This window comes from Schaalia sp. (assembly GCF_050312375.1).
Classification (GTDB): Bacteria; Actinomycetota; Actinomycetes; order Actinomycetales; family Actinomycetaceae; genus Pauljensenia; species Pauljensenia hyovaginalis.
Map to the genome: position 1 here is coordinate 1 of NZ_JBNOYB010000088.1, position 16178 is coordinate 16178.

The window sequence follows — 16178 nt, forward strand, 5'->3', positions numbered from 1 at the left end:
TTTCGTAGGACGGGCTTGCCCTTAGCTGTGCATAGCGGTTCTCCGGTAGCTTCGTCCAGAATGGACTTGGACGCCCACTTCTTACTCATGCTCACCTGCATGATCGTTTCCTTGACCTTTCCCACCAGGGACTTGTCCTTACACCGCTTTGTCCAGCGTATCTCCTTCTCCACCACCGGGATATAGACCACATGGAGGTGGTAGTGGTACACGTCCTCCCCCAGCGCCTCGGACATGGCCCGGTTGCGCTCGTCGGCGTGCATGACCGCCGACAAAATATACTGCTCTCCACCCACGATTTTGATTGCGGCTTTATAGGCTTCGGTGTAAAATTGTTTTGCGAAGTCATACCCGCCGTGATTGTAGAAGTAAGCGGAGTTTACGTCAAAGACCAGCTCACTGTATCGAAAGGCGTCCTCCTTGATACCACGGGTGGAAATCACGCCATCAGCCTCCATTTGAGCAAATATCTCCCGATACCCAGCGGACGGGGTTTTGAAATGGACATTGAGCGGCGTCCGCTCTAATACAATGTCTTGGTTGACATAGGAATCTTTCTCACGCTCATTGTGCTGCTGGGTGTTGCCGATCTTGGTTTCGGTCAGCCTCATATTTCTTGCGTTGATACGGTCAATACCGTCGCCTCTCGCCATAGGCAAAAATCCTCCTGTTTCAGATGTTGGGTTGTTGATCGAGGACGGAAGTTCAGGGGAGGCACTTCCTGCGGGAAGTGTAATAACCCACTATGACACTTTCATCCCTTCGGGCTGCAAAGTGTCGTGGGCTCTCCGAGGGGGTGTGGGGGCTTTGTCCCCGGCAACATCTCCGGCCTAAGAGCCGCCGCAAGCGGCGGGTGGCCTCCGAAACGCCTCGCTGCGGCTCGGTGTGCGGTTGCCTCCCCCAGCAGGGCCGCCCTTTTACCCGCAGGGTATACTTCGCAGAAAAGGGCACCCTGCACCTCGTCGGGTCAAAGTCCGCTCCATTCGGGACGGCCTTGTGTCCATCCCTCACTCCGCTCCCTTGCCCCTCCTCTCCCCACCGCAACCGCTTCGCTGGGTTGCGGTGGGGGTGGGAAACGTCTGGGGCCGCTCCCTGTGACAGCCGTGACGACTGTGACGATGTTTCAGACACCGCCCCCGCCCTCAAAAAAGCCGTCACGGTCGTCACGCCTGGGGCGGTTCCAGCGTCAGGCTGATACTTCTCCCGGCGTGGCTCCTGCTGTTCTCATAGCGGATGTGGTAGTCTGTCAGCAGCTTCCCGGCCCGGACATTCAGCCGCATTGCCAGGGCATTGGGCTTCATGTCAGTCTGGAGCGCCGCCGCCAGTTCTGTGGCCGTCCCTGCCCAAGAGGGGCTTTCCGCTGTTACAAGGGCGGCTACGGCCTCCAGCACCGGGTCGGGCGGCTCTGTCCATGCCTCCGTTTCCGTACGCTCCAGCGTCCATATCAGCCGTTCCTTGTCCTTGGTAAGATAGAATCGCTGGTCTTGCTGGTCACGCCCGGCCACGTCCAGAACGGCGTTGCCGTCCGTCCGCTTCTCCTTTTGAAGAAGAAAGGCTCCGTCCGCTGCTCCCGCCAGTCCGTTGGTGCCGGAGATCATATCGAACTTATCATCGGCCTGTTGTTTCCGGGTGTGATGTACCAGCAGGAGGCAGACGCCGCAATCATCGGCAAATCGTTTCAGTTTCCCCACCACCTCGTAATCGTTGGCGTAGCTGTACTTATCCCCGCCAGCCTCTCGGATTTTCTGGAGGGTGTCAATGATAATCAGCTTGGTGTCCGGGTGTTCCCGGACGAACTTCTTTAGCTGTTCCTCCAGGCCAACGCCGAGCTGCTTGGCGTAGACCGCAAAGAGCAGGTCGTTGGTGCCCTCTGTGCCGAACATTCGGTATAGCCGCCCCTGCAAGCGGCGGTGATCGTCCTCCAGCGCCAGATAGAGGACAGTCCCCTTGTGAACGGGATAGTCCCACAGCGGGAGGCCGGTGCTGACATGGTAGGCAAGCTGGGCCATCAGGAACGACTTGCCCACCTTGGGCGCTCCCGCAAAGAGGTATGTCCCAGGGTAGAGCAGACCGTCAATGACGGGCGGTCTGCTCTGGTAGATGTTCTGGTAAAGGTCGTTCATAGAAACCGTGTGGAGGTAAGCCGAGTCGCTCATGCGCCGCATATCTCGGAGCATTTCTTCCAAACTTTCCTCTTGGGGGTTGTTTTCAGCCGTTTCCTCTGCTATACTTTTGATAGTTGTTTGTGAAATGGGCTGTTCCCCGTCTGCGCCAACAGACGGAACCGGGACAGTCCTTTTCGTTTCTCTGGAATCCATCAATCTATCAATCCTCCTTCATGCCGCCCAGCGTCATCGAGATAAGGTCAATGGTGGCGAGAAGTTCATCCCCCACGCCGCCCCCGGCCTCAATGCGCCGCAGTTCCCCCAGGACGGCGGCGAGTTGGTCACGCAGGGCCTTGTAGACCCTGGGATTGCCCTGCACCACCACGGCCCGGTCTAAGAGCCGCCGGGTGATGTAGTCCTGCTTGGTCAGCCCGGAGAGGCGGACGGCAATCTCAATCTGTTCGTTTTCCTCCGGGGACACCCGGAACGCTATGGTTTTGCTTCTCCATCGGTTGTGGTTGTCAAGGTTCTTTGCAGACATGATTTAAGCCCCCTTTCGCTCCATGTCCAGTTTGTTCGCCATCTCCGCCTGCCGGGTGGGAAACAGGTGAGCGTAGCGGTAGGTGATGTCGATACTTTCATGTCCCACCCGGTCAGCGATTGCCAGGGCGGTGAAGCCCATGTCAATCAGCAGGGAAATGTGGCTGTGTCGGAGGTCGTGAATCCTGATCCGCTTGACTCCGGACTCCTTGCATCCGCGCTCCATCTCGTGCGTCAGGTAGTACTTCGTCACGTCGAAGATGCGGTCATGGGGACCAAGGTCGTCTCTGAAGTCTTCCAGGTACTCCTTCATCTCCTCGGCGAGGAACTTGGGCATGGCGATCCTTCGCACGGAGTTCGGAGTCTTCGGGTCGGTGATGGTGTCGATGCCCTTCAAACGCTGATACGACTTCGTGATGCTGAGCTCCGAGGTCTCGAAGATGAAATCGGATGGGGTGAGGGCGAGGAGCTCTCCACAGCGGATACCTGTCCAGTAGAGGACCTCGAAAGCGTAAAAGGAAAGAGGTTTGTCCATGATGGCCTCCGAGAACCTCAGATACTCCTGCTTCGTCCAGAAGTTCATCTCTCCGCCTTTCTTCGAGCCCATCTTCGTTACCTTCCTGCACGGGTTGCCCGTCAGGTCGTAGTAGCGCTCGGCATGGTTGAAGATGGCGTTCAGCTGGTTGTTGATGGTTCTGAGGTAGGTGGCCGAGTACGGCTTCCCGTTGGCGTCCTTGTGGTCGATAAGCTGGTTCTGCCAGCGGACGACGTCGATGGGCTTGATCTCGGACATCCTCATCTTCCCGAAGAAGGGGATGATCTTGTCCTTGATCATGTACTCCTTGGTCAGCCAGGTGTGCTCCCTGATTCGAGGCCTAATCTCGGTGGCGTACACGTCGACGAAGTCCGCGAAGAGCATGTCCATGGTGCCGTTGTGAACCGCTAGGAAGTCCTTCTCCCACATGAGCGCCTCGAGCTCGGTGGCAAAGCCCCTCTTGACCTTGTGCCGCTTCGCGCCCCTGCCGTCACGGTAGAAGCACTGGGAGTAGAACGTCCCGTTCTCGCTTCTATATACGGGCATCTTCATCACCGGCAAAGAATCTTGCCTCGAAGTGGTCGGAGCGGACGCGGCCCTTGACCACCGCGCGACCCTTCTTGATCTGCTCCTCGTTCATCTCCTGGATGATCTTGTAGGCGAACCCTTTCGACATGTTCAGCCTCTGTGCGACCTGCTCGGCGTTGAGCATGGTGGGCCTGTTTTCTTCCTGGTTCATTTGTCCTCCTAATATCGTACGATTACGTACGTTTGATATGAGCGAATCATAATCGTACGCTTTCGTACTGTCAAGAAATTGCGTACGTTTGCGTACGGTGCTAGAATTACGAGGTTTAGATTTTCAGGAGGGAAGATGACGACTGGCGAGAAGATCAGGCACTACCGCAAGCTGCGCGGGCTCTACCAGGGGGAGCTGGGCGAGAAGATCGGCGTCTCCGAGGGCGCGATCCGTCACTACGAGACGGATTTCAGGACTCCCAAGCAGCCTCAGGTGGAAGCCATCGCCGAAGCCCTCGACATCTCCCCGCTTGCCCTGAAGGACTTCGGCGTGGAGACCGCCCGTGACCTCCTGGGCCTCCTTCTGCAGCTGGAGGATGAGTTCGGAATCGTGCCCGCTGAGGATGGCTCTGGTCTTTCTATCGACGTGTCTGCCGAGAAGGCGCCCAAGACGACCCAGATGCTCAAGGCCTGGGCCTCAAAGCGAAACGAGCTGGAATCCAGCGAGATCACGCCGGAGGAATACGCCGACTGGAAGGCGAAGTTCTAGGAGTAAATATTTACTGAAACGCGAGCAGGTGGCTTTACCCCTTCAATTGGGAGTGAACCGCCTGCTTTTCTTATGCCTGAAACCCACCTTTCGAAGCGTGCTGAAGCCGTTGGAATCGCTTTGGGGAGTAAATTTTTACTCCCCATTGTTGACCTGCGGTTTTGCTGAAAAGCCACCATATTTCGCCCCGTTGAGTTTCAGTTGAGTTTTGGGGCGCATTTTGATCGGCTGGGACAGGCAACTGGGACAATTTACTCCCCCAACAAACCTTTTACTCCCCGTCCGTGGGGTGCCGCCATGTCCGTCCTGTACGGCAATTGGGAGTAAATCTGCATAAAACAGCAGGTCAAATGGGTAAAAAATACCCCCGATTTTCACTTGAAATCGGGGGTATCTCGCTCAATTTATTCCCCCAAGTTGCTGGGGGCTTTGCGCTTCTCCCGTACGCTGCGACACTCTGCGGTACTCAGCGGACGGAAAATCTACGCCTCGAAATAGCCTTTCGTCTATTCCCACTCGATCGTGGCCGGCGGCTTCGAGGTCACGTCGAGCACGACCCTGTTCACCTCGGGCACGGTGTTCGTGATCCGCGTCGAGATGCGGGCGAGCACGTCGTAGGGCAGGCGCGTCCAATCGGCCGTCATCGCGTCCTCGGAGGACACCGGGCGCAGCACGACCGGATGCCCGTAGGTGCGGCCGTCGCCCTGAACGCCCACGGAACGCACGTCCGCGAGGAGCACCACCGGGCACTGCCAGATCTGCGCGTCCAATCCCGCGGCAGTGAGTTCTTCTCGGGCGATGAGGTCCGCAGCGCGCAGGATGTCGAGGCGCTCCTTCGTCACCTCGCCGATGATGCGAATGCCGAGGCCGGGGCCGGGGAAGGGCTGACGGTTGACGAGGTAGTCGGGCAGCCCGAGCTCGCGGCCGACCGCGCGGACCTCGTCCTTGAAGAGGGCGCGCAGCGGCTCGACGAGCTCGAAGGTCATGTCCTCGGGCAGGCCGCCGACGTTGTGGTGGCTCTTGATGTTCGCCGCGCCCTCGCCGCCGCCGGACTCGACGACGTCCGGGTACAAGGTGCCCTGGACGAGGAACTTCACCTCGCCGCCGGCCGCCCCGACCTCCTCGATGACCTGCTTCTGGGCGGCTTCGAAGGAGCGGATGAACTCGCGGCCGATGATCTTTCGCTTCGTCTCGGGATCGCTAACACCCGCGAGCGCGCTGAGGAAGCGCTCGGATTCATCGCAGGTGATGACGCGGATCCCCATGCCGCGCGCGTAGTCGCCCTCGACCTGCTCGCGTTCGCCCGCGCGCAGGAGGCCGTGGTCGATGAAGAAGCAGGTGAGCTGGTCGCCGACGGCCTTGTGGACGAGGGCGGCCGCGACTGAGGAGTCGACGCCGCCCGACAGGGCGCAGATGACCTGCGCGTCGCCGACCTGGGCGCGGATCTTCGCGACCTGCTCGTCGACGATCGATCCGGCGTTCCAGGTCGGGGCGATCCCCGCGCCCTCGTAGAGGAAGTTCTTCAGGGCGTCCTGCCCGTAGGCCGAATGCGCGACCTCGGGGTGCCACTGGAGGCCAAAGAGCTTGCGCTCCCTGTGCTCGAAGGCGGCGACCGGGGTCTGAGAGGTCGAGGCGGTGACCTCGAATCCTGCGGGCGCGGTCTGAACGGCATCGCCGTGGCTCATCCACACGACCTGCTCGACGGGCGTACCCGCGAAGAGGCAGGACCCGGCGCCGATAGCGGCATCGGTGTGCCCGTACTCCCGGGTCCCGGTGCGCCCCACCGCGCCGCCGAGGGCCTGGGCCATCGTCTGGAAGCCGTAGCAAATGCCGAGGACCGGGACCCCCGCGTCGAAGACCGCCGGATCGATGGACGGCGCTCCGTCCTCGTACACCGAGGAGGGGCCGCCCGACAGGATGATCGCCGCCGGATCCTTCGCAAGCATGTCGGCGACCGGCATCGTGTGGGGCACGATCTCGGAATAGACGGACGCCTCGCGCACGCGACGCGCGATGAGCTGGGCGTACTGGGCGCCGAAGTCGACGACGAGGACGGGACGGAGATCAGTCGTATTCACAGGTCAATCGTACCCGCGCGCGGGGGTGCGAACCTACTGGACCCCGCTGGACCCTGCTGACCGCGTGCGCGCCCTCGCGATGAGGGACAATGGGCGCATGGCCCCGAAGGAACGCCCCTCACGCTCCGCGCCCGCATTCCTGCTCGAACTCGGGATGCACGGCGCGAAGAAGCGCTTCCCCGACGGCCGTAAGCTCACGAAGCCCGAGCTCGCGTCCCTGCCGACGATCGCCGCGATCAACGAGGGCGTGCGCGAGGCGACGAAGAGGGCCGCCGACCTGGCGCATTCACCCGATGCGGCCTGGTTGCTCACGCAGTTCCTCAACCCGGTGCAGCTCGCATCGAAGAAGCGCCTCGTCCTGCCCGAGCGCTCCCTCATGTTGAAGGCGATCGCCCATCTCGAAGCGCTTTACGACGCCGGGGACCCGACCATCCCCCAGTCGCGCACCCCCGATCGCCCCCTCGGGGATCTCGCCGCCGCCCTCGACAAATGGGAACGGGCCTTCGCGGCACGGGCGGGCGACCCGAGGTGGAAGAGCGTCGAGGGCCGCCCGGTGACCCGCGTCCAGCTGCGCGACTGGATGGCCGAGGTCGCCGCCCTCGCCCCCGGGATCATCCTCGAACTGCCGATCCCCGAGGAGTTCGCCCGCGCGCTCTCACTGGTCGAGCAGTGGGACGGGATCCTCGACCACCGGGGGCACACGGGCGAGCGCTTCTCCCTGAGGGAGGAAGTCGTGCGCCTGCACAACTGGCCGGGCGACCAGTGGACGAACGGCGACGACTACGCCTCGGCGCAGAAGCGCTTCCACCGCCGCCTGCACAAGGCCCGCAAGGTCGCGAAGGATCCCGTGCGCGATGCGATCATGCAGCGGGCCCTCTACCTGCGCGAGGGCCTCCTCCTCGGGCCGGTCGATCCCCTCGAATGGCTCCTCGCGGTCTGCCGTTTCCGCGCCGTGGCGCCCGAGGTGCTCGACGTGCGCCCCGAGCTCATGACCTGGAGGTTCGTGGACTGGATGCTCCGGCTCGCCGACCCGCCCGAACGCCCGGACATCTCCGCGTCCAAACGCCTCGCGAAGGCCGAAGATCCGCGCGAGATCCCCGAGGGGAGCCTCACCGCCGTATCGGGGCCCGATCTCATGATCGACCTCGATGAGGACGTGGTGACCGCCCTGCCCCCCGGCTGCCGCGTTCGCCGCCTCGTCGTCTCGGCGACCGGGGCGCTCGGCCCGGATTGGACGGTGTACTGGGTCGAGTCGGAGTGGGAGGATTCGCGGCCGATCCTCGACCTCGTCGAGTCCGCGAAACTCCACCCGCGCGTCGTCTTCGTCTCCGACGGGCGGCCCGACGACCTCGCCGAACGGATCCGCCCCTTCCTCGATCGGGCCTACGAGATCCCCACGAATCCCCTCACGGCGCACAGTCACATCCCGGGCGTGCTCCCGGTCTTCCCCGAACACCCCGACGCGGGACTGTGACCCCCGCCGGAGCCCCTGGACGCCCTCAGTCCCCGCCGCGCCACGCCTTCCACAGGCGCGCGTACTCGCCCCCGAGGGCGAGCAGCTCGTCGTGGCTCCCCAGTTCTGCGATCCGCCCATCGACCATGACGGCCACCCGATCCGCATCGTGCGCCGTGTGAAGCCTGTGGGCGATGGCGACGACGGTCCTCCCCTGCAGGGCCCGCGCCAGGGACTGTTCGACGCTGCGCGCCGATGAGGAATCCAGCAGGGATGTCGCCTCGTCGAGGACCAGAGTCGAGGGGTTCATGAGGATGATTCGCGCCAGCGCGATCTGCTGGGCGCGGGCGGGCGGCAATTGGGCGCCCCCGGCTCCGACGCGCATCTCGAGGCCGCCCTCGTTCGCCACCCAGTCGGCGGCGCCGACCGCGCGCAGGGCCTCCCACAGGGCCGCGTCATCCGCGTCGGCCGCCGCCAGGCGCAGGTTCTGCGCGATCGATCCGACGAAGACGTGATGCTCCTGGGTGACGAGGACGACCGTGCGCCGCAGCTCCTCCTCGGGAAGATCGACGAGGTCGACGCCGCCCGCCCGCACCGTTCCCGACGAGGGCGGGTGGATGCCCGCGATCATGCGTCCGAGAGTCGACTTGCCCGCACCCGACGGCCCCACGATCGCGAGGGTCTCGCCCTCGCGCAGAGTCAGTGACACGTCGTGGAGGACGGGTGCGCCCTCCCGGTAGGCGTAGCCCACCGAGTCGACGACGATGGCTCCGCCGCCCGTGGCCCCCTCCTTCGCCGTGCGATCCGCCTCGACGAGGTCGACGCCGAAGATGCGCTGCAGGGAGGTGTAGGCGAATTGGAGTTCATCGATCCAGAAGGTCGCCTCCCACAACGGCACGCGCAACTGGTAGCAGTACATGACCATCGTGGTGACGGCGCCGGCGCTCACCCACCCCGCGGGGACGCCCACTGCGCCCAATGCGATGAGGAGGGCGATCGGGCTGAGGGTCGCGATGACCATCCCGACGAACAGGAAGACCCGCATCCACGCGCCGTAGCGCTCCAGGCGCCACATCTGGGCGAGGAGGGAGTCGTACTTGGCCCACCGCGTCGGCCCCAGGCGCAGGGCGTCCACCGTTTCCGCCTGGCTGACCGTCTCCGAGGCGACGCCGGAGAACTCGGCGACGACGGCGGAGGACGCCTGATAGGAGGGGATGGTGCGCGGCATGTACCACTTCGCGATGAGCACGACGAGGGGGATCTCCGCGATGAGCACCCACACCAGGCGCGGCGAGACGATGGCGGCTGCGACGAGTGTGACGAGTACCGTCGTCACGAGGACGAGGATCGCGGACAGCCCCCTGCGGATCATCATCTGGACTCGGTCGATGTCGTGAGTCGTCCTCCCGATGAGGTCGCCGCTGCCCGCGGACTCGACCGTCGACAGGGGCAGGTGGACGACTGCGTCGACGAGGTCCTCGCGCAGGATCGCGAAGATCCGTTCCCCCAGAGTGCGCGACTTGTAGTCGGAGAGCCACACGAGGATGAAGTTGAGCACGACGAGGACGAGGGCGATGCTGATGCGCCCGAGCACCCATTGGCGCGTCGTCCCCGCGCCGATGGCGTCGACGATGTCCCCGACGATCCACGGCAGGCAGACGGCGCTGAGCGCGGCGAGCAGCTGCAGCCCGACGATCGCCGTCATCGGTGCGGTGTAGGAGCGGACGAGGGCGAGGAGGCTCTTCCCGGTGAGGGCGGGCGAGGCGAGGGGGAGTCTCATCGACCCTCCCCTTTGCGCAGCAGCGCCAGCGCATGGGCCGTGCCGGGAGCGCCGTCCTCCGCTAGGACTCTGAGGTCGTCGGGGCTCCCCGAGGCGACGGCGCAGCCGTCGGAGTCGAGGATGATGATGCGGTCCGCATGCTCGAGGAGCAAGGGCGATTCCGTGATGAGGAGGGTCGTGCGCTTGTCGCGCGCCTCCGCCAGCCGCTGCCCGATGATGGCCTCGGTGTGGGAATCGAGCGCCGAGGTGGGTTCGATGAGGAGGGCGATCTCGGGATCGTGCACGAGCACTCGTGCGAGGGCGATGCGCTGGCGCTGTCCGCCCGACACATTGCGCCCCGATTCCGCGAGCAGCCCGTCCATTCCGCCGGGCAGGGAGGCGAGGACATCGGACGCCGCCGCGACCGTGAGCGCATCCAGAAGGGCGGGGTCGTCGCCTGAGGGGTCGTGGCTCACGGACAGGAGGACCTCCTCGCCCGTGGGAGCGGATGCGATGACCTCCCGGTAGATGGTGTCCGACAGCGGACGGCGGGCGGGCGGAGGCGCGTCGGCTCCGAGGAGGTTCTCGCGCAATGAGCCCGCGAACAGTTGCGGGGTCTCCTCGCTGAGCAGGATGCGTCTGCGCACCTCGTCCACGGGCAGGCTCGTAAGAGGGAGGCGGAACCCGGGGCCGGACAGGATCGCGGAGGATTCGTCATCGCTGACGCGGGCGAGACGGCGCGCGACATCGCGGGCGATCTGCACGCTGGGGGCGAGCAGCGCCGTCGTGAGCCCCGGGCGCAGGACGACCCCGCTGCGGGGGTCCTCCAGCGCCGCGTTCGCCCAGTCGATCGGATCGGAGTCGAGCGGGGGACGGTCTTCATGCTGCGGCGAGGAGGAGGCGTCGGCCTCGTCGCGGGTCATCGGGCGGATCGCGAGGATCCGTGAAGCGCGCTTCACCGCGACCCAGGCGCGCGTCAGGTGTTCGACCGAGTCGGAGAGGATCCACAGGGGATGGCGCAGGAAGGTCATGTACCCGTAGAAGGCGAGGAGCTGGCCGACGCTCATCGCTCCGTCGAAAACGAGCATCGCCCCCTGGGCGACGACGAGGACGGAGAACAGCATGGGAACGGCGGAGCGGGTCGCCGCCAAAAGGGCGGCAGTCGGGGCGACCTTGACCGCGGCGGCCCGCGCCCGTTGCGATTGGACTCGGTAGGCACGCGTATACGAGTCCTCCCCTCCGATCCCGCGCAGGATCCGCAGCCCCTGCACGGCGTCGGTGGAGATCGTCGTCAGTTCCCCCTGCTCGTCGCGCATCGCTGACTGCCGGGCTTCGAGGGGTCCTCCGAGCGCCATGAGCCCGATGACGAGGATCGGCATCCCGATGAGGACGATGAGCCCGAGCGAGAGAGATGTTCTCAGCATGAGGACCGCGACGAGGAGGGTCGCCGCAGCCGAGGCCGCGAATTCGGGGATGAGGGAGGTCGCCCTGCCCAATGCGGAGGCGTCGGAGTTCGTCGCGGTGACGACGTCGCCCGCCGTCGAGTCGCGCTTGACGGCTCGCGGATGCCTGGATGCGTGGGAGACGATCGTCCTGGCCGAGCCGACGGAGGACCCCATCCAGGTGGTGATCTCCGTCATCTGCGTGAGGGCGTCCCCCGCTGCGACGAGGACGACGACGAGCAGGAACACTCCCCCGGCGATCGCGAGTTCGGCGGACGCCCCCGTCGTCAGGGCGGTGTCGAGGGCGCGGCCCATCGCCCAGGGGACGAGGGCGGAGGCGACTGTGCCCAGGGTGGTCGCCGCGACCCCCAGCAGGAGGGCGGGTACGCGCCTGCGCAGGAGTTCGCGGGCGAATCGGGGAGCGACGCTGGGCAGCGGCCAGGCGGGCCCCCGCAGGGTCTTCCACGGGGCGATCCAATGTCGCGGGGTGGGACCGAGCGGGGGCAGCGCGATGCCCGCGTCCGCGGCCGCGCGCGCGAGGGGGTCTCGCATGTGGGAACTGTCCTTTCTTCGCGAAGGGGGGCGCCTTCACGAAGACCCATGATCGTTCATTCGCGCGCCGGCCGCGAGGGCGGATCAATGCGCGAAGTGGCGGGTGCCCGTGAGGTACATCGTGATGCCCGCGGCCTTGGCCGCCTCGATCGATTCCTCGTCGCGGATCGAGCCGCCGGGCTGGACGACGGCCGTGACGCCCGCGTCGATGAGGACCTGGAGGCCGTCGGCGAAGGGGAAGAAGGCGTCGGATGCGGCGACTGCGCCGATCGAGCGCTGCTCCGGGGCGTCGGCGATGATGTCGTCTGCGCGGGCGCCACCGGCCGACTGGATGTCGGCTCCCGCGTCCTTCGCGGCGTCGCCGGTGGCACGGCCGCCGAGGGTGTTCGCCCTCTCCACGGCGAGCCTGCACGAATCGACGCGGTTGACCTGCCCCATGCCGACGCCGACCGAGGCTTCGTCCTTGACGAGGAGGATCGCGTTCGAGCGGACCGCTCGGACCGTCCTCCATGCGAACTCGAGGTCGGCGAGGGTCTTCGCATCGGCGGGCTCGCCGGCCACGAGGGCCCAATTGGCCGGGTCGTCGCCGGGGGCGTCGACGTCGTCGCGCTCCTGAACGAGCAGGCCGCCCGAGATCTGCTTGAACTCGGCCCGGCCGCGCTCGGGCGGGAGCACTTCGAGGACCCTGAGGTTCTTCTTCGCCGCGAGGACCTCGAGGGCCCCGTCCTCGTAGGCGGGGGCGAGGACGACCTCGGTGAAGATCGGGACGATCTGCTCGGCGAGCTCGACCGTGACGGGCCGGTTCGTCGCGATGACGCCGCCGAATGCGGAGACCGGATCGCAGGCGTGCGCCTTGCGGTGGGCCTCGGCGATGTCGTCTGCGACGGCGATGCCGCAGGGGTTCGCGTGCTTGATGATCGCGACGCAGGGGCGCTCGTGGTCGTAGGCGGCGCGGATCGCCGCGTCCCCGTCGGTGTAGTTGTTGTAGCTCATCGCCTTGCCGTGGAGTTGGCGGGCGTTCGCGATACCGGGCAGGAGCCCATCCCCGTCAGCCCCGTCCCCCTCTTCGGAGAAAAGGAGCTCGGGGTCGAGGAGGCGGTAGACGGCCGCGTTCTGGTGCGGGTTCTCACCGTAGCGAAGGGCTTCGACGCGCTCGAAGGACTCGGCGACAACGACCGGGAAGGTCTCGTCGCTCGTCTCTTCGACCGTGTCCTCAACCCCGGTCGCGCCCTCGGCCCCGGTTGCGTCCTCGTCGGCGCCGAAGGCCGCGAGGAATGCGGCATCGGCCGCCTCGAGGCGCTCTTCGCAGGCGAGGTCGAGTGCATCGGAGAGGTCCTCGCGCTCGAGTTCCCCGGCGAACCAGCCCGAGATCGCGAGATCGTAGAGGGCCGTGTGGACGAAGGCCTCAGCGGCGAGTCCTCGGCGCTCCTCGAGGGTGAAGCCCCGCCCGGACTCGGCTGCGGCGATGACATCGGCGTAGTGGTCCGGCGAGGTGACGACTGCGACCGAGGGGTGGTTCTTCGCGGCGGCGCGGACCATCGAGGGGCCGCCGATGTCGATCTGCTCGACGCATTCATCGAAGGAGGCGCCAGAGGCGACGGTCTCAGTGAAGGGGTAGAGGTTGCAGATGACGAGGTCGAATGCGGCGACGCCGAGCTCGGCGAGCTGCTCGCGATGATCGGCCTTGCGCTGGTCGGCGAGGATGCCCGCGTGGATGCGCGGGTGGAGGGTCTTCACCCGCCCTTCGAGGCACTCGGGGAAGTCGGTGACGGCTTCAACGGGGGTGACCGGGATCCCGGCCTCGGCGATGCGCGAAGCGGTCGAGCCGGTCGAGACGATCTCGATGCCCGCGGCCGCGAGGGCTTCGGCGAGGGGGATCAGGCCGGTCTTGTCGTAGACGGAGATCAGGGCGCGCTTGAGGGGGCGCCGATCGATGGATTCGAGATTGTCCAGGCGTACGGACATGTTTTCCTCCGGTGTCGGTGTCTTCATGTCCCGGCGCCCAGGCGGGCGACGCCTCATGGGATCGTGCGGCCGCTCCCCGGTGGTGTCCCACCCTCGCCAGTCGCGGCCGCCTTGATCGTAGCGCTCTTTGCGCCCAGGCCGGTAGGTGCTCCGCGAAGCGAGCTCGGTCACCGCTGGCCGAATCGGACGCGGCGCCCCCGGATCGTCCAGCCTTCACGGATGAGGCGCCCGATGGATTCGACGAGCTGGAGGCGTTCGGCGCTCTTGATGCGTTCGAGGAGGCTCTCCGGGGTGTCGTCATCCTCCACCGGGACGGCGGTCTGGGCGATGATCGCACCGGTATCGGTCCCCGCATCGACGAAGAACAGGGTGGCGCCCGCGATCTTGACCCCGGCTTCGAGGGCGTCGGCGGGGCCGCGGACTCCCGGGAATGCGGGCAGGAGCGAGTTGTGAGTGTTGAGGATCCGCCCCTCGTAGCGGGTGAGCACGGCGGGGCCGAGGAGTTTGAGGAAGCCCGCGCTCACCACGAGGTCCGGCTCGAATTCGTCCAAGGCCCCGGCGAGCGCCAGGTCCCAGGCCCGCCGATCCGGGTGGTCCTTGAGCTTGAGTATGCGCGTCGGGATTCGGCGGGCGTCGGCCCAATCGATCGCCGCGCATTCCCGGTCCGCGATCACCGATGCGATCCGGCCTCCCCAGCTCGTCTCAGCGGCTGCGCAGACCAGGGCGCGCATGTTCGAGCCCTCGCCGGAGACCAGGACCGCGATGCGGGCATCGGGGATCGGCCCGTGGGCGCTCTCGGATTCATTCAACGTCATGTCGCGTCCTCGTCGCCGTCTCGTCGTTCTCCTCGGGCGCGCCCGCAGTTGAAGCGCCCTGTCCTTCTGCGGCTTGAAGCGCGGGTGACTTCACGGCCGGGATCCGTCTCGTCGCCTCTGCGCGGGACTCCTCGAGGGGCACGGGGATCGGCGGTGACGGGGCCTTCGCCCGAGGGGCCTGCGCTTCAGCGCGGGTCTTGTCGGCAGGAGCTTCGCCGGTACGGGTCTCTTCGCCTTCCTCATGATCGTCCTCGACTGGGGGAAGGGGGTCGGGGGCACGTGAGGAACGCGCTTCTTCAGCGGGATCGTTCTGCTTCGCGTCCTCGTCGGCATCGGCGCGACCGCCCTCGTCGCCGCGCGCGCCATCGTCGCCGTGCGCGCCATCGTCGAGGGCTAAGGAGCGCTCCGTGACGGGAGCGAGATCGCGGGCCGTCTGCCCGGGTCCGAGCCGGGAGATCCGCCATTGGAGGCGCAGGAACTCGATGAAGCGCGGATGCACGCACACCTCGGCGAGGAGGAACACCGCGCCGATCTCGAAGAGGAGGGCGAAGAAGACCGGAAGGAGGTCCGGTCCGAGTCTGCTCATGCGCTCGATGCCCAGACGCAGGACCGAGCTCGGGAGCCACACGACGAGGACCAGGGCGAACAGGGAGACGGCCACTCCCCCGGTGCGCGCCTGGTCCGCGAATCCGCGGCGCTTGCGAACCCGGCCGAGGACCGCGCCGAGCAGCGCGGCGACCAGGATCGGGACGAGGACGACGATCATCCCGGGAGTCGCAGCCGGCGCGGCGCCGAGGATCGGGATCCCCGGAATCGGCTCCGAGGACGTCACCGTCGGCGAATGGAGCGCATCGGCTCCGATCCAGATTCCCGGGCCGGAGAGCCAGGCCAGTGCCCAGGCGATCCACGTCGGCGCGTACAGCGCTTGAACGGCGACGATCAGGGCGTCAGCCGAGCGAGATCCCGTGAGGAGAAGAGCGTGGATCGCCTTCATCTCCTCGGCGTGCGCCGTCAGCGTCCAGGTGAGGGCCGCGCCGGAGAGCAGGACGGTGACGAGGATGAGGATGAATCCTTGGCGAAGCCCCTCGTGCAGCCAGTCCCGTCCCCCGGAAAGGGCCTTCCATCCGCCCTTCGCATCCGCGTACGCCCAGGCCGAGGCGATGAGGGGTACGCCGAGGGCACCCGGATACGCCTGCCACCAGTGCGTGTACGAGCCTCCTCCAACGATGAGGAAGGCGACGATCGAAAAAGCGGGCACCGCGAACCACAGCGCCGATGCCGGGAAACCGCGTCCGGAGCGCAGGAGGAGGCGGAGGATGACGATGATGATGATGAGGAACAGGGTCGGCACGGCGCGGTAAGCGACCCCGCCGGCGTTGAGCGGTGCGCCGAGGGAGAAGCCGAGGAGATCGGAGCCCAGGCGGAACGCCGACTCCCAACTCGCTTTCCCCATCCAGGGGTTCGAGGCGACGGTCGCGTAGGCGCCGACCGAGGCGCAGGCGAGCAACGCCCAGGCGATGAACACCGCTTCCACGCCCGCGAGGACCGCACGGGCCCATCCGTCGGGCATGGTGAGGCGGATCGTTCGACGCGGAGCGACGTATGTGGTCGTCCTCGCAGAAGCGGCCGGGCCGGGCCGGGGACTG

Annotated in this window: 13 protein-coding genes and 1 riboswitch; of the genes, 2 read left to right on the forward strand and 11 right to left on the reverse strand. The window is 66.0% G+C overall.

The features are described from left to right. The 5 genes from ACQY7V_RS06890 to ACQY7V_RS06910 form a co-directional block, all read right to left on the reverse strand. Positions 1-653: plasmid recombination protein (locus tag ACQY7V_RS06890; RefSeq protein WP_428639493.1), on the reverse strand; the 653-nt coding region annotated here is incomplete at its 3' end. 510 nt (positions 654-1163) lie between these two features. Next, complete coding sequence (locus tag ACQY7V_RS06895) at positions 1164-2318, reverse strand: helicase RepA family protein (RefSeq protein WP_025296206.1); 1155 nt, start codon at positions 2316-2318, stop codon at positions 1164-1166. Positions 2319-2325: 7 nt separating this feature from the next. Further along, positions 2326-2646, reverse strand: coding sequence for a plasmid mobilization protein (locus tag ACQY7V_RS06900; protein WP_024964702.1), 321 nt, complete (start codon positions 2644-2646; stop codon positions 2326-2328). A gap of 3 nt (positions 2647-2649) precedes the next feature. Beyond that, a complete protein-coding gene (locus ACQY7V_RS06905) occupies positions 2650-3732 on the reverse strand; it encodes a site-specific integrase (RefSeq protein ID WP_234409989.1) in 1083 nt (360 codons plus the stop codon). Further along, positions 3713-3919: a hypothetical protein gene (locus ACQY7V_RS06910; RefSeq protein WP_024963414.1), complete on the reverse strand. Its 207-nt coding sequence runs from the start codon at positions 3917-3919 to the stop codon at positions 3713-3715. The genes ACQY7V_RS06905 and ACQY7V_RS06910 overlap by 20 nt, the downstream gene beginning before the upstream one ends. A gap of 135 nt (positions 3920-4054) precedes the next feature. On the opposite strand from ACQY7V_RS06910, the gene ACQY7V_RS06915 reads away from it, so the two are divergent. Beyond that, positions 4055-4468, forward strand: a complete 414-nt coding sequence (locus ACQY7V_RS06915; RefSeq protein ID WP_428639495.1) for a helix-turn-helix domain-containing protein — start codon at positions 4055-4057, stop codon at positions 4466-4468. A gap of 506 nt (positions 4469-4974) precedes the next feature. Here ACQY7V_RS06915 and guaA read toward each other — a convergent pair. Further along, positions 4975-6546: a glutamine-hydrolyzing GMP synthase gene (gene guaA / locus ACQY7V_RS06920; RefSeq protein WP_428639497.1), complete on the reverse strand. Its 1572-nt coding sequence runs from the start codon at positions 6544-6546 to the stop codon at positions 4975-4977. Positions 6547-6643: 97 nt separating this feature from the next. On the opposite strand from guaA, the gene ACQY7V_RS06925 reads away from it, so the two are divergent. Beyond that, positions 6644-8020 (forward strand): hypothetical protein, encoded by a 1377-nt coding sequence (locus ACQY7V_RS06925; RefSeq protein ID WP_428639498.1) that lies wholly within the window; start codon positions 6644-6646, stop codon positions 8018-8020. 25 nt (positions 8021-8045) lie between these two features. Here the strand turns inward: ACQY7V_RS06925 and ACQY7V_RS06930 are convergent, their stop codons facing one another. The 5 genes from ACQY7V_RS06930 to ACQY7V_RS06950 form a co-directional block, all read right to left on the reverse strand. Continuing rightward, positions 8046-9779 (reverse strand): ABC transporter ATP-binding protein, encoded by a 1734-nt coding sequence (locus ACQY7V_RS06930; RefSeq protein ID WP_428639500.1) that lies wholly within the window; start codon positions 9777-9779, stop codon positions 8046-8048. After that, positions 9776-11752, reverse strand: coding sequence for an ABC transporter transmembrane domain-containing protein (locus tag ACQY7V_RS06935; RefSeq protein WP_428639502.1), 1977 nt, complete (start codon positions 11750-11752; stop codon positions 9776-9778). Before ACQY7V_RS06935 ends, ACQY7V_RS06930 begins: the two co-directional genes overlap by 4 nt. Before the next feature lie 84 nt (positions 11753-11836). Next, a complete protein-coding gene (purH, locus tag ACQY7V_RS06940; RefSeq protein ID WP_428639504.1) occupies positions 11837-13717 on the reverse strand; it encodes a bifunctional phosphoribosylaminoimidazolecarboxamide formyltransferase/IMP cyclohydrolase in 1881 nt (626 codons plus the stop codon). A gap of 28 nt (positions 13718-13745) precedes the next feature. Beyond that, positions 13746-13831, reverse strand: a riboswitch (ZMP/ZTP riboswitch). A gap of 53 nt (positions 13832-13884) precedes the next feature. Continuing rightward, the gene (purN, locus tag ACQY7V_RS06945) at positions 13885-14532 is read right to left on the reverse strand and encodes a phosphoribosylglycinamide formyltransferase (RefSeq protein ID WP_235361939.1); all 648 of its coding nucleotides are present in this window, start codon (positions 14530-14532) and stop codon (positions 13885-13887) included. Beyond that, the gene (locus ACQY7V_RS06950; RefSeq protein ID WP_428639506.1) at positions 14519-16102 is read right to left on the reverse strand and encodes a cell division protein PerM; all 1584 of its coding nucleotides are present in this window, start codon (positions 16100-16102) and stop codon (positions 14519-14521) included. Before ACQY7V_RS06950 ends, purN begins: the two co-directional genes overlap by 14 nt. Between the last annotated feature and the right edge of the window lie 76 nt (positions 16103-16178).